Below are 12,746 nucleotides of genomic sequence, written 5' to 3' on the forward strand. Positions count from 1 at the left end.
ACGCAACTCCGCCTCACCGAGAACCGTTTCGGTACCCGAACCGGCGTCGAAACCGGCCCCGCTGCTGGTGCCCTGCTGCTCTGCCTGGGACATGGATCTGATGCCTCCGCATCTCGTCGGGTTCGGCGACCCGCCAGGGAGGCGGCACGACCGTCGGACGGCACCTCGCGACGCGCCGCCTGCGCGGTACGGGTCCCCCGGAACGGCCGGGCCGCACGTGCGTGATGCGGCCCGGCCGTACGGGTGTCGCGAAGAGGCCGCCGTCCGGTACCAGCGTGTCGGCGGGGACGGGGAGGCGACAGGGACCGCAGGTCCCCGGGGAGGGGCCGTTCGGCCCAACGAGGAGGCGCGGCGGGCCGGTTGACCGGTCAGTCGGCGAAGGTGCCGGTCAGCCGCTGCGGGGTGATCCTGACGACCACGCGCACCACCTCGGGGGGCAGTTCCCGGTACTCCTGCCCGGCTCCGGGCCCTTCGTACTGTTCGGCCAGTGCGACGGCGAGCTCGCGGCCGGGGTCCTCCGCGACCGTCGCGGTGCCGCGCACCTCCACGTACCGGAGCGGGTCGGCAGGGTCGTAGACCGTCAGGCTGACCCGCGCGTCGCGCTCCACGTTGCGGATCTTGCGGCGGCCGGCCGCCGAGGAGAGCACCAGATCGTCACCGTCCAGGGCGACCCAGACGACCGAGGTCTGCGGACTGCCGTCGGGGTTGGTGGTGGCCAGAACGGCGGGATTCGCATCGTCGAGGAGCTTGCGGGCTGCGTCGTTCAACCGAATCGTCACGCCCGCGACCCTAGCCAGGCCGGACACGGACGTCGACCCGCGGAACCGGCCCGCGGCAGACCGCGGGCAGGGGATCGCGCGGTGGACGCCATCACCGGCACCACGGCTCCCGGCGCCGCGTCCGCCGCCGCCGCCGCTCGGGACACTCCCGGTCGGATCAGGGCCGGTCGGCCCTGGTGGGGCGGGGGCCCGGCGCGCGATGATCGACCCCGGGGGCGGCCGGGACCGTCCCGGCCTCCGGAGAAGGACAAGGGACCGCCATGACCACCGGGACACGCACCTCCACGGCTCGGGAACCGATCCGTGTCTTCCTGCTGGACGACCACGAGGTCGTCCGGCGCGGTCTCTCGGACCTCCTGGACTCCGAGGACGACATCTCCGTCGTCGGCGACGCCGCCAACGTCGAACAGGCCCTCGTACGGGCTCCCGCGGTGCGCCCCGACGTGGCGGTCCTCGACGTGCGCCTGCCGGACGGCGACGGCATCACCGTGTGCCGGGAACTGCGCGACCGCATACCGGGCCTGGCCGTGCTGATGCTGACCTCCTTCGACGACGAGGACGCCCTCCTCGACGCGATCATGGCCGGTGCGTCCGGCTACGTGCTCAAGCAGATCAAGGGGTCCGACCTCGTCTCGGCGGTACGCACGGTCGCGTCCGGGCAGTCGATGCTGGACCCCGCGACCACCGCGCGGCTGATGCGCTCCCTGCGCACCGAGCCCGCCGAACCCCCGGCGGAGGCACCCGAGTTGGCGGGGCTGTCGCCCCGGGAGCGGGAGATCCTGGTCCTGATCGGGGACGGTCTCACCAACCGCGAGATCGGCAGCAGGCTGTACCTGTCGGAGAAGACGGTCAAGAACCACATCTCCCGGCTGCTGGCCAAGCTCGGCGTCCAGCGGCGGGTGCAGGCCGCGGTGATCGCCACGCACCTGGACCTGCCCGGACCGACGTCCACGGACCGTCCGGCACGTTGACCCGCGCGGTACGGCCGGCGGGGAGTCCCGCGCGCCGCGCCCGCCCTACCTACCCTCGTGCTTCACCGGCACCCGCCACACCAGGGTGGTGCCGCCGCCGTCGCGGTCGGCCCTGTCGAGCACGTCGAGGCCGCCGCCGAGCCGCTCGGCCCGCTCCGCCATGTTGCGCAGGCCGCTGCGCCGGCCCCCGGGCGGGACGCCGCAGCCGTCGTCCGACACCGTGAGCCGTACCTCGCGGCCGTCGGTCTCCAGCACGACGTCGGCGCGCCCGGCTCCGGCGTGCCGGGCGATGTTGGTGAGGGCCTCGGACAGCACCGCGATCACGTCGTCGCCGACCCGGCGGGGAACGTCGGTGTCGACAAGTCCCTCCATCCGCACGCTCGGTGCGAAGCCCAGCACGGACGCCGCCTCGCCGGCCAGCCGTACGACGCGGGCCCGCAGTCCGCCTCCCGGTGCTCCGTCGCGGGCGCGCAGGCCGAAGATGGTCGACCTGATGATCTTGATCGTCTCGTCCAGGTCGTCCACCGCGCGCTCCACGCGCTCGGCCGCCTCCTGGTGCTCGATGAAGCGGCCCGCGCTCTGGAGTGTCATGCCGGTCGCGAAGAGCCGTTGAATGGCCAGGTCGTGCAGGTCGCGGGCGATCCGGTCCCGGTCTTCGAGGACCGCGATCTGCTCGGCGTCCTTGCGCCGCTCGGCCAGTTCCATCGCGATGGCGGCCTGCGCGGCGAACCCCTGGAGCGGCTCGATCTCCTTGTGCGTGAACTCCGGACGGCCGGCGGCGCGCACGAGCAGCACGACACCGCGCGCCCCTTCCCCCGTGCCGATGGGCACGGCCACGGCCGCGCCGAGTCCGTCGACGCGGGGCGCCGACGTCGACGCCCGTTCGTCCGCGCCTACGTCCGCACTCGTGACGGGGACGCCCCCGGAGAACGCTTGGCCCACGAAACTCCCGGCCACGGGCAGGACGAGCCCGCGGCACACCTCGGCGCCCTCCCCCGCGGCGAGTTCCACCCGCAGTGTCCCGGTGTCCTCCAGCGGCACGGCGACCACGGCGAGGGCGGCACCGGTGATGTTCCCGGTCCATTCCGCGATCAGGCCGAGCGCTCGGGCGCCCTCGTCGCCGGACATCAGGCTGTGGGTGAGTTCCGCGTTGGCGCGCAGCCACCGTTCCCGCAGCCGGGACTCCTCGTACAGGCGGGCGTTGTCGATCGCCACGCCCGCGGCGACCGCCAGGGTGGACAGCACCGACTCGTCCTCCTCGTCGAACCGCGCCCCGCCCGCCTTCTCCGTGAGGTACAGGTTGCCGAAGACCTGGTCCCGGATGCGGATGGGGACGCCGAGAAAGGTGTTCATCGGCGGGTGGTGGGGCGGGAAGCCGTACGAGGCGGGATGGTCGGAGATCTTCGACAGCCGCAGCGGCTCGGGCTCGCCGATCAGCAGACCCAGGATGCCGTGTCCCTCGGGGTAGGGGCCGATCCGCGCGATCTGCTCGTCGCCGACGCCGATCGTGTGGAACGCGGACAGCCGCCTGCCGTCCGGCCCGATCACCCCCAGGGCCGCGTACCGCGCGTCGACCAGTACGGCCGCCGCCTCCACGATGCTGTGCAGGGCCTGTTCCAGGTCGAGTTCACGGCCGACGGCGAGCACCGCCTCCAGCAGACTGTGCACCCGGTCGCGGGTGCCGCGCGCCGCGTCGAGCCTGGCCTGCACCTCGGCCAGCAACTCGTCGAGCCTCAGTTGCGGCAGACGTACGCGCGCGTCCCCGGCCTGTTCGTCGCGCTCCACCGGTCGGTCCTCCACGTCATGCCGCACACCTGTGCGCCTCGGGCCGTGCGCCCGCGCGCCCCGGCCGACGGTCCCGGCCGGGGCAACGGTATCGCCCCGGGTCCGGCCGTGAGGAGCGCGGGGCGGGCCGGGGGCGCGGGACAACAGCCGTCACCGCCGCTGTCACGTCGGGCGTTCGACACCCAACGCCCCTTTCCCGCCGACGAGTTGGCAGCCGGTGACCAGCTCGGGCTCGATCCGGACGAGGACCTCCCGCGGCCGGGGCGCCCCCGACGCGGGACCGGTACGGGCCGGCCGCTCCCGTTCCGTCGCGTCCCGCACGACGGTCGCCCGGCCGGTGACGACGACGCTCCATCCGGAGTGGTCGGCGACGTCGATCTCGTCCGCCTCGAAGGCGACCACGACGCCGTCGATGGCGACGACCAGCTCCGATGTCGCCGACGTGCGCAGCAGCACCGCGCCGTCGCGGTCCACCCCGAAGCCGACCGGCAGCACGGCCGGCAGGGCGCCGCGGGTGTACACGACCCGGCCGACGGACACCCGCGCCAGCAGACGCAGACAGTCCGGCGGCGCGAGCTCACGGAATCCGTCGTTCCCGTACATCGGTGTCGGCGGCCCGTTCAGGCGTGCGGGACGACCGCGACCGGCGCGACCGCGTGGTGCAGGACGGCGTGCGCGACAGGGCCGACGCGCGGTCCCACCGGGTGGCGCCCGACCCTGCGGCCCACGACGACGAGCGAGGCGTCCCGCGACGCGTCGGCCAGATGCTGCCCCGCCGACCCGCACCGCGCCTCCCCGATCACGTCGACGGTCGGGAACTTCTCGCGCCACGGCGCCAGTTGGGCATCGAGTTCGGCCGCCTGCGCGGTGGACAGATCCTGCCCGATCCCGGCGTAGAGCGCGTACGCGTAGGAGGGCGGCGGGTTCCAGCCGTGCACGACCCGCAGGGACGCCCCGCGCAGTTCGGCCGCCCGGAACGCGAAGGAGACGAGTTCCCCGGCCGGGTCGGCGCCGGGCAGGCCGAGGACCACCGGCCGCGGCACGGCGCCCCCGGCCGGAGTGACCGCCGCGGCGGTGACGTCGGCCGCGGGGCCGCTCGTCCCGGTCGCCGCCGCGTCGCCGCGGCCGGTCTCGGCCGCCCGGCCCCCGGCCCGGACCAGCACCACGGGAACGGGTGCGCGGGCGACGACGGCCAGGCCGACGGAACCGACCAGGTAGCCGCCGAGGCCGCTGAGGCCGCGCGAGCCGAGGGCCAACAGCTCGGCGTCGCGGGCGAGTTCGGCGAGGACGTCGGCGGGCCTGCCGGAGACCAGGTCGGCGTCGATCCGCACGCCGGGGTGCCACCGCTGGATCTCGGCGGCGGCCTCGCCGTGCACGCGCTCGCTCCACTGCCGGTCCGTCTCGTGGCCGTGGAGCGGCGCGTGGGACACGGGGCCGGGCGCCGCCTCCCACACGTGGACCAGCCTCAGTGTCAGGCCGCGCAGTCCCGCCTCGCGCGCGGCCCACTCCGCCGCGGCCCGGCTCTCGGCCGTGCCGTCGAGGCCGGCAATGACGGTGCGGTTCATGATCTCCACCTCCGGTGGGTTGCTGTGTCTGGAGCGTCGCGGCCGGCGGATCCCGGGGGCAGGGGCCGCAGGTCCCCCGCCTGGGCCCGACCGGCCCAACCCGCGCGCCGCGCGCGGCGGTCGGCCGGGTCAGTGCAGCCAGACGTGGTCGCGGACCAGCGGGAGCCGGGTCCAGAACCGCCCGAGGCCCCAGGTCGCCCCGGCACCCACCGCCGCCAGCACGATCAGCACCAGCGCGTACACGAGGTGGTAGTCGGCGAACGGATTGCTGGACATGCTCGGGGCGCCGTCCGACAGGTGCTTCGCCGGCGGCCACTCGGCCAGCCACATCATGGCCATCAGCACGGTCCCGGCGAGTGCGGCGGGCCACAGGGCGACGCCCGCCGTCACGGCGAGTCCGACCCCCAGCAGTCCGAGCATGAACAGCCAGTCCGTCCAGCCCGCCCCCGCCCAGTCGTGGAAGGTGGACTCCATCGGCCCCGCGGCGACCGAGCCGAGAAAGCCCTTCGCGGGCGAGCCGCCGTCGACCCATCCCCTGCCCGACGCGGTCGAGTAGCCGAGGCCGAAGGTCTTGTCGAGGAACGCCCAGAGGAACACGAAGCCGGTGACCAGCCGCAGCGACGCGAACAGGGCGGCCGGTACGGCGCGGAGGGAAGTGTCCGCGGCGTCCCGTGCCGGTTCCTCCGGAGCGGACGTGGAGGTGTCCCGGTTTCCGCCCGCGGACGGCGGGCGGAAGCCCGAACGGTCGCGAGGGTGCTCGTGCAGGGTCATGACGGTGATCCCTTCGAGAGGCCGACGGTGCTGCCGGGCCACTGCCCGGCACGCATCACTCTGGCCGCGCACGCCCGCCGCCGGACGATGCCGAAGGGTCACTCCCGGGTGGGCCGAACGTCCCTTCCTCCGGGGCGGGTCGGGCCCGGCCGGGGCCGGGCGGCCCATGGCCCGCGACGGCACGGCGGCACAGCCTGGGAGAGCCACCGGCCGAGAGGCGGGGGCACTCCGGAAGCCGACGCGGCCGTGGCCGCCGGCACGAACCTCAGGTCATCCCCTGGAGGACGACGATGATCGCTCCCCCCGCCCCGAGCATGCTCAGGGCACTGCCCGCCAAGCACCGGGAACGGCTCGTGCGGGTCGCGCGCGAGGTGTCCTTCCCGCAGGGAACACGCCTCTTCGAGGAGGGCCGGCACGCGGACCGGTTCTGGGTCGTGCGCACCGGCACGGTCCAGCTCGACATGCGTGTCCCGGGGCGCCGGGCGGCCGTCGTCGAGACTCTCGGCCACAACGAACTCGTCGGCTGGTCGTGGCTGTTCGCGCCGCACCGCTGGCACATGGGCGCCGAGGCGACGTCTCCGGTACGGGCCTACGAGTTCGACGCCACGGCGGTGGCGGCCCTGTGCCGGGACGACCCGGAGCTGGGCCTCGACGTCGCCCGCTGGGTCGGCGAGGTGCTCGCCCACCGCCTGCGCTCGGCCCGCAGCCGGCTGCTCGACCTGTACGCGCCGTACGGGAGCGGGGACCCGCGCTGACGGACGCGGGCGTGAACGACGGCGAGCGGGGTCCGGCGGGAAGTCCTCCGGTCCGCGGACCGGGCACTTCCCGCCGGACCCCGCTCGGCCCGGATCCCGTCTACAGCCTGCCGGCTCCGGTCTCAGCCACCGCTCTTGCGACGGAAGGAACGCTGGCTGGCGGCCGGTCCGTGCGTACCGCGGACCTTCGAGGCGGAGCTGTTGGCGACCTGGTCGGCGGCGGCGGCCTGCGCACCGCGCTTGCGGTCCAGCGCCTCGCGGAACTTGCGCTTCAGGTCGTACTGGCCGTCCTCGTCCGGCGTGAGAGCGGTGCTCTCGCCGTCGGTGCGGTCCGGCGAGAGAGCGGTGCTCTCGGCGTCGACCTGCTCCGAACCTTCGGGTGCGGGAGTCTCTGCGGTCATGGTGACCTCCTGGGTTCGGGCTGTGGAGACCCCAGCTTGTCACGCCGGACGCCCTCCCAGGCACCCGCGTCCACGGACAGGGGCACGCCCGCACGCGCGGGCGACCGGCGGTGCGTTGCCCGCCGTGCTTCACGACCCCGGTCCGGCGCTCACCGGTCGAGGCTCAGCGCTCCGGGCCGTTCACCCGGATCAGGGTCTGCTGACCGTTGGCGACGAGTTTCCGCGCTCCGTCGGCCTGCACGGCGAACACCTCCAACTGGGCGACGGAGAGGGTGCGTCCGGCCTTGAGGACGGTCCCGACGGCCTCGACGTGGTCGCCGGTCGCGGGCGCCAGCAGATTGATCTTGTACTCGACGGTGAGCACCTCGGTGTTCTCGGGGAACAGCGTGTAGGCCGCGTAACCGCCCGCGCTGTCCGCGACGGCGGTGGTGGCGCCGGCGTGGAAGTAGCCGTGCTGCTGGGTGACTTCGGGCCGTGCGGGAAGCACGATGTGCACGCGGCCGGGCTCGATCCGGGTGATCCGCGCCCCGAGATGACGCATCAGCCCCTGCCGGTCGAAACTGTCCTGGATGCGTTTGCGCGTCGCGGGGTCGGCGGCGGTATCGGCAGGTTCCTGCGGCGTCAGGTCCGTCACGTGCACTCCGTAGATAGTCGGGCCGCCCGTCTCGGGCGGGCCGGGCACTCCGGCAGAGGAAGCCCGACCGCCGTCGATCATCATGGCACCGGACGCACGGAAACGGGCCCCCGGGCCGCGCGGCGTCAAGTGTGCGCGATCCGGTCGGCCGGCGGAGCGTGCTCGGTGCCGCCACCGGGTTCCCGCTGCCCGTCGGGGACGTCAACAGGGCTTCGGTGGCGGCGCGTTGAGACGCTGTCCGCTCCCCGGCCGATCAGGCCCGGCCCGCCGGGTCCCGTCGGCCCGGCTCGTTGCGCGCGCGCCCCGGCGCGACGGGGCCGCGCCGCAGCGGGGCGCCGCCCCGGGACGGCGACCGGTCGCGGCCCACGAGGCCGAACAGGAAGCCCGCCGGGATGCTGATCAGCCCCGGCGTCTGGAGCGGGAGCCAGTGGAAGTCGCGGTCGGGGAAGATCGCGATGGGCGAGCCGGAGACGGCGGTGGAACCGGCGAGCAGCAGCACGATCAGCGGCAGGGTCCCGTAGACGGTCCAGCGCGTCCCCGTGGCGGTGTGGCCGGGCAGGAAGAGCGCGTAGAGCAGGACCGGGGCGAGCACCGAGGCCGCGACGGTGAAGGACAGGGAGATGAGGGTCAGCCTGCCGCGGTCCTGGAGCAGCACCGCCAGGGCGACGGCCACCGCCCCCACCACGACGATGCCGGCGCGGGCCCGGCGGATCTCGCCCCCGGGCGTCCGGCCCGCGCCCCCGTGCGCGGGCCGGGTGCCGAAGTCGCGGGCGAGGCTGGAGGCGGCGGCGAGGGTGATGCCCGCGACGGCGGCGAGGGTGGTCGCGAAGACGGCGCAGGCGACGGTCGCGAAGAGCATGCTGTGCCGGGCTCCCCCGGCGGCCGGGTCGAGTGCCCCGGTCACCATCAGCAGGGCGGTGGCCCCGCTGGGGTCGGCGGCCCGGACCAGGTCGCGGCCGAGCAGGGCGCAGGCGCCGAGCCCCGCCACGACCACGGTCGCGCACACCAGCGCGACCGGGCCCACCGCCCAGCCGACGACGCGGCGGGCGGTGCGGGCGTCGCGCAGCGGGTGCAGGCGCATGGTGAGGTGGGGCAGGCAGGCGGCGCCCAGCAGCAGGGTCGCCTCGAAGCTGATCAGGTCGAGCCGTCCCGCGAGCGAGTGCCCGAAGTGCAGTCCGGGCGACGTGTAGTCGGCGCCCGCGCCCGAGTGGTCCCGGGCCGCCGAGAAGAGGGCCGCGGGTGACCAGCCGTAGCGGGCGAGGACGAGCCCGGCCAGCAGCAGCATCGCGGCCAGGACGACGCCGACCTTGAGGATCTGCACGTACCCGGTGCCGCGCATCCCGCCGAAGGCGGCGTAGCAGACCATCAGGGTGCCGCCGGCGACGGTGCACGCGGTGAGCGCGCCGTCGGGGAGGCCGAACATCGCGGCCATGACCCGGCCGGCGGTGGTGAGCTGCACCAGCAGCAGGGGCGTGAGCACGACGAGGGTGGCGACACCCAGGGCCCGGCGGACGGTCAGGTCGCCCAGCCGGTCGGCGAGGAAGTCCCCCAGGGTGAACACCCCGCTGTGGCGCAGTTGTTGGCCCATGAGGCGCATGAACAGGTACAGCGAGACGACGGTGGCCGCGGCGAAGAGGACACCGTCGGTCCCGTCGAGCGCGACCGCGCCCGTGGTGCTGAGCAGTGTCGCCGCGGAGAGGTAGTCGCCCGCGATGGCGATCCCTCCGCCGACCGGGCCGAACGCGGCGCTGCCGCCGGCGTAGAAGTGCTCGGGGTCGTCCACGTCCGCCGCCGCGAGGCCGCAGAGCAGCAGGGACACGGCGACGAAGGAGAGGAAGACCATGACGGCGAACGGCTGTCCGTCGCCCCCGGTCATGACCGACGCTCCGGTGCGGCGGAGGTGTGCGCGGGTGCCGGTACCGGCGGTGCGGCGGGGGCGGGCGGTGGCGGCGAGACGGGAAACATGGCCGTAACCGCATCAGTCACTCGCTGCCACGTACAGGCAGCGGGCCGTGTCCGGTGCCCCAACACAGGTGAGACGGGGGCCGGTTGTGCGGTCGCACAGCTCCACCGGCCGGCCGGGCGGTCTCCGTGGAACCTCTTCTCCCCGTCCTGCGGGCCGACGCCCGCGACCACGCACCCCCATAAGCCGGGAATGCCCGACTCATGGGGATAGATTCCCTTTTGGTGCGAGGCCGGGGTCCGTCCGGTGGAGCACCTGGACCAGGACGAGGGAGACGGCGTGAGCGGTGCGGACAGCGGAGGCGGCGACACGGCGGCGACCGCCGACGGCGGGGATCACACGGCCAAACTCTCGCTGCCCACCCTGACCACGATGGTGGTCGGCTCCATGGTGGGCGCGGGCGTGTTCTCCCTGCCCGCGCGGTTCGCCCAGGAGACCGGTGTCGCCGGGGCACTCGTCGCCTGGGTGGTGGCCGGGGCCGGCATGCTGATGCTCGCCTTCGTCTTCCAGAACCTCGCGGTGCGCCGCCCCCGCCTCGACGCCGGTGTGTACGCGTACGCCAAGGCCGGCTTCGGCGAGTACCTCGGCTTCTTCTCCGCCTTCGGCTACTGGGCCAGCGCCTGCGTGGGCAACGTGACGTACTGGGTGCTGATCATGTCGACCGTCGGCGGGATCTGGCCCGCCCTCGGGGAGGGCGACACACTGCTCGCCGTCGTGCTGTCCTCGGTCGGGCTGTGGGCGGTGTACCTGCTCGTGCGGCGCGGCGTGAAGGAGGCCGCGGCGATCAACCGCATCGTCACCGTCGCCAAGATCGTCCCCATCGTGGTGTTCGTGATCCTGGCGCTGGTGTACTTCCGGCCGTCGGTCTTCGCGGACAACTTCGCCGGGGCCGCCTACAGCGGGTCCCTCTTCGACCAGATCAGCGGCACGATGCTGGTGACCGTCTTCGTCTTCCTCGGGGTCGAGGGCGCCAGCGTCTACTCGCGGCACGCACGCCGCCGCGAGGACGTGGGACGGGCCACCGTCATCGGCTTCCTCAGCGTCTTCGCCGTCTTCGCCTCGGTCACCATCGTCTCCTACGGCATCCTGCCGATGGGCGAGATCGCCGACCTGCGCCAGCCCTCCATGGCGGGCGTCCTCCAGGAGGCGGTGGGCACCTGGGGCGAGGTGTTCGTCAGTGTCGGGCTGATCGTGTCCGTGCTCGGCGCCTACCTCGCGTGGACGCTGATGGCGGCCGAGGTGCTGTTCGTCGCCGCCAAGGACCACGACATGCCGCGCTTCCTGGCCCGCTCCACCGACGCGGACGTTCCGCTGCCCGCCCTGCTGATGACGACCGTCCTGATGCAGATCGTGCTGGTCGTCACCCTGTTCTCGGACGACGCGTTCAACTTCGCCCTGGACCTCACCAGCGCGCTGAGCCTGATCCCCTTCCTGCTGGCGGCCGGCTACGCGCTCAGGATCGCGGTACGCCCGCAGCCGGAGGACGCCGAACGCGAGCCCTCACGAGCCGAGTTGACCGCCGCCCTCCTCGCCACGCTGTACACGCTGTTCCTGCTGTACGCCGCCGGCCTCAGGTTCGTCCTCGTCTCCTTCATCGTCTACGCGCCCGCGACCGTCCTGTTCGTGATGGCCCGGCGCGAGCAGCACCGGCGGCTGTTCTCCCCCCGCGAACTCGTCGTCCTCGGCGTGTCCCTGGCCGGCGCAGCGGTCGGGCTGATCGCCCTCGGCGTCGGCTGGATCAGCCTCTGACCACCGTCCGTCCCCCCACCTGGAGAGGCCCTATGACCACGAACACCACCGCGGCGGCCGCCCACGGCGTCCACTCCGAGGTCGGCACCCTGCGCAAGGTCCTGGTGTGCGCCCCCGGGCTCGCCCACCGGCGCCTCACCCCCACCAACGCGGGCGACCTGCTCTTCGACGACGTGTTGTGGGTGGACCGGGCCCAGCAGGACCACGCCGACTTCGTCGCCCAACTGCGCGCCGCCGACGTCGAGGTGGTCGAGCTGCACGAGCTGCTCGCCGAGACGCTGTCGGTGCCCGGGGCGCGGGACTGGCTCCTCGACCGGAAGATCGTCGCCAACCAGGTGGGCCCGGGGCTCGTCGAGGGCACCCGCGCCTACCTGGAGAGCCTGACCGAACGGCGCCTCGCCGATTTCCTGATCGGCGGCCTGTCCACCGGCGACCTGCCCGCCGACTTCCGCTCCTCCTACCTGGCGCTCGCGCGTGAGTCCGCCGGCTCCGGCGAGTACCTGATGCCGCCGCTGCCCAACACCCTCTACACCCGCGACACCACGTGCTGGCTCTACGGCGGGCTCACCCTCAACCCGCTGTACTGGCCCGCCCGGCACGACGAGACGCTGCTGATGAAGGCGGTCTACACGTTCCATCCCGGCTTCGCCGGCTCGAAGGTGTGGTGGGGCGACCCCGAACTCGACTGGGGCAGGGCCACGTTCGAGGGCGGCGACATCATGCCCGTCGGCAACGGCGTCGTCCTCATGGGCATGAGCGAACGCACCTCCCGCCAGGCGATCACCCAGGTCGCGGCGGCCCTCTTCGAGGGCGGGGCCGCCCGCGAGGTGATCGTCGCGGGCATGCCGCGGCTCCGCTCGGCCATGCATCTCGACACCGTGTTCACGTTCGCCGACCGGGACGTCGTCACCCTCTACCCGAAGATCATGGAGGCGGTCCGCGCCTTCACCCTGCGGCCGAGCGACAAGGCCCCCGGGGTCGAGGTCGTCGACGAGGGGTCCACGCCGTTCGTCGACGTGGTGGCGCGCGGCCTCGGCCTGGACCGGCTGCGGGTCGTCGCGACCGGCGGTGACGTGTACGCCTCCGAGCGCCAGCAGTGGGACAGCGGCAACAACGCGGTCGCCCTGCGCCCTGGCGTGGTGTTCACCTACGACCGCAACACCCAGACCAACGCCCTGCTGCGCAAGGCCGGGATCGAGGTCATCGAGATCGTCGGCGGCGAACTGGGCCGCGGCCGGGGCGGCGGCCACTGCATGACCTGCCCGATCGTGCGCGACCCGGTCGACTACTGACGGGCCGCCGGGCGACTCCGTCGACGGGCGTGCTGGGGCGGTTCCGTCAACGGGGCGGCGGGACAGGCCCGTTGACGCCTC

The 12,746-nt window shown here is 73.8% G+C and carries 12 protein-coding genes; 4 read left to right on the forward strand and 8 right to left on the reverse strand.

Going from position 1 to position 12,746, the window contains the following annotated elements; genetic code table 11:
* Positions 1–368 precede the first annotated feature (368 nt).
* Entirely contained in the window at positions 369–779 is a 411-nt protein-coding gene (locus tag ACFZA0_RS35160; protein ID WP_391024547.1) for a TIGR03618 family F420-dependent PPOX class oxidoreductase, read from the reverse strand.
* A gap of 260 nt (positions 780–1,039) precedes the next feature.
* Here ACFZA0_RS35160 and ACFZA0_RS35165 point away from each other — a divergent pair, with 260 nt between their 5' ends.
* Positions 1,040–1,750 (forward strand): response regulator, encoded by a 711-nt coding sequence (locus tag ACFZA0_RS35165; protein ID WP_391024548.1) that lies wholly within the window; start codon positions 1,040–1,042, stop codon positions 1,748–1,750.
* 45 nt (positions 1,751–1,795) lie between these two features.
* On the opposite strand, the gene ACFZA0_RS35170 is transcribed toward ACFZA0_RS35165, so the two are convergent.
* From ACFZA0_RS35170 to ACFZA0_RS35185, 4 genes are all read right to left on the reverse strand, one after another.
* Complete coding sequence (locus tag ACFZA0_RS35170) at positions 1,796–3,550, reverse strand: GAF domain-containing protein (protein ID WP_391024550.1); 1,755 nt, start codon at positions 3,548–3,550, stop codon at positions 1,796–1,798.
* 147 nt (positions 3,551–3,697) lie between these two features.
* Entirely contained in the window at positions 3,698–4,138 is a 441-nt protein-coding gene (locus ACFZA0_RS35175; RefSeq protein WP_391024551.1) for a pyridoxamine 5'-phosphate oxidase family protein, read from the reverse strand.
* Positions 4,139–4,155: 17 nt separating this feature from the next.
* Entirely contained in the window at positions 4,156–5,100 is a 945-nt protein-coding gene (locus ACFZA0_RS35180) for a universal stress protein (protein WP_391024553.1), read from the reverse strand.
* Between the two features lie 129 nt (positions 5,101–5,229).
* On the reverse strand, positions 5,230–5,871 hold the full coding sequence (locus ACFZA0_RS35185) for a hypothetical protein (protein ID WP_391024555.1): 642 nt from the start codon (positions 5,869–5,871) through the stop codon (positions 5,230–5,232).
* A gap of 290 nt (positions 5,872–6,161) precedes the next feature.
* Between ACFZA0_RS35185 and ACFZA0_RS35190 the strand changes: the two genes are divergently transcribed.
* Positions 6,162–6,626 (forward strand): cyclic nucleotide-binding domain-containing protein, encoded by a 465-nt coding sequence (locus ACFZA0_RS35190; RefSeq protein ID WP_391024557.1) that lies wholly within the window; start codon positions 6,162–6,164, stop codon positions 6,624–6,626.
* 122 nt (positions 6,627–6,748) lie between these two features.
* On the opposite strand, the gene ACFZA0_RS35195 is transcribed toward ACFZA0_RS35190, so the two are convergent.
* From ACFZA0_RS35195 to ACFZA0_RS35205, 3 genes are all read right to left on the reverse strand, one after another.
* The gene (locus ACFZA0_RS35195) at positions 6,749–7,027 is read right to left on the reverse strand and encodes a DUF5302 family protein (RefSeq protein ID WP_391024558.1); all 279 of its coding nucleotides are present in this window, start codon (positions 7,025–7,027) and stop codon (positions 6,749–6,751) included.
* Between the two features lie 163 nt (positions 7,028–7,190).
* Entirely contained in the window at positions 7,191–7,568 is a 378-nt protein-coding gene (locus tag ACFZA0_RS35200) for a hotdog fold thioesterase (protein ID WP_391024692.1), read from the reverse strand.
* 346 nt (positions 7,569–7,914) lie between these two features.
* Entirely contained in the window at positions 7,915–9,537 is a 1,623-nt protein-coding gene (locus ACFZA0_RS35205; RefSeq protein ID WP_391024560.1) for a cation acetate symporter, read from the reverse strand.
* Positions 9,538–9,903: 366 nt separating this feature from the next.
* On the opposite strand from ACFZA0_RS35205, the gene ACFZA0_RS35210 reads away from it, so the two are divergent.
* Together ACFZA0_RS35210 and ACFZA0_RS35215 are read left to right on the forward strand one after the other, a co-directional pair.
* Complete coding sequence (locus ACFZA0_RS35210; RefSeq protein ID WP_391024562.1) at positions 9,904–11,373, forward strand: basic amino acid/polyamine antiporter; 1,470 nt, start codon at positions 9,904–9,906, stop codon at positions 11,371–11,373.
* A 32-nt stretch (positions 11,374–11,405) separates the two neighbouring features.
* Entirely contained in the window at positions 11,406–12,665 is a 1,260-nt protein-coding gene (locus tag ACFZA0_RS35215) for an arginine deiminase (protein WP_391024564.1), read from the forward strand.
* Positions 12,666–12,746: the final 81 nt, after the last annotated feature.

It is taken from the genome of Streptomyces sp. NPDC008150 (genome assembly GCF_042956945.1).
Classification (GTDB): Bacteria; Actinomycetota; Actinomycetes; order Streptomycetales; family Streptomycetaceae; genus Streptomyces.

Coding starts and splice junctions, on each gene's coding strand:
- ACFZA0_RS35165 (WP_391024548.1), top strand. CDS start 1,040: ATGACCACCGGGACACGCACCTCCACGGCTCGGGAACCGATCCGTGTC.
- ACFZA0_RS35175 (WP_391024551.1), bottom strand. CDS start 4,138: ATGTACGGGAACGACGGATTCCGTGAGCTCGCGCCGCCGGACTGTCTG.
- ACFZA0_RS35180 (WP_391024553.1), bottom strand. CDS start 5,100: ATGAACCGCACCGTCATTGCCGGCCTCGACGGCACGGCCGAGAGCCGG.
- ACFZA0_RS35185 (WP_391024555.1), bottom strand. CDS start 5,871: ATGACCCTGCACGAGCACCCTCGCGACCGTTCGGGCTTCCGCCCGCCG.
- ACFZA0_RS35190 (WP_391024557.1), top strand. CDS start 6,162: ATGATCGCTCCCCCCGCCCCGAGCATGCTCAGGGCACTGCCCGCCAAG.
- ACFZA0_RS35195 (WP_391024558.1), bottom strand. CDS start 7,027: ATGACCGCAGAGACTCCCGCACCCGAAGGTTCGGAGCAGGTCGACGCC.
- ACFZA0_RS35200 (WP_391024692.1), bottom strand. CDS start 7,568: ATGCGTCATCTCGGGGCGCGGATCACCCGGATCGAGCCCGGCCGCGTG.
- ACFZA0_RS35205 (WP_391024560.1), bottom strand. CDS start 9,537: ATGACCGGGGGCGACGGACAGCCGTTCGCCGTCATGGTCTTCCTCTCC.
- ACFZA0_RS35215 (WP_391024564.1), top strand. CDS start 11,406: ATGACCACGAACACCACCGCGGCGGCCGCCCACGGCGTCCACTCCGAG.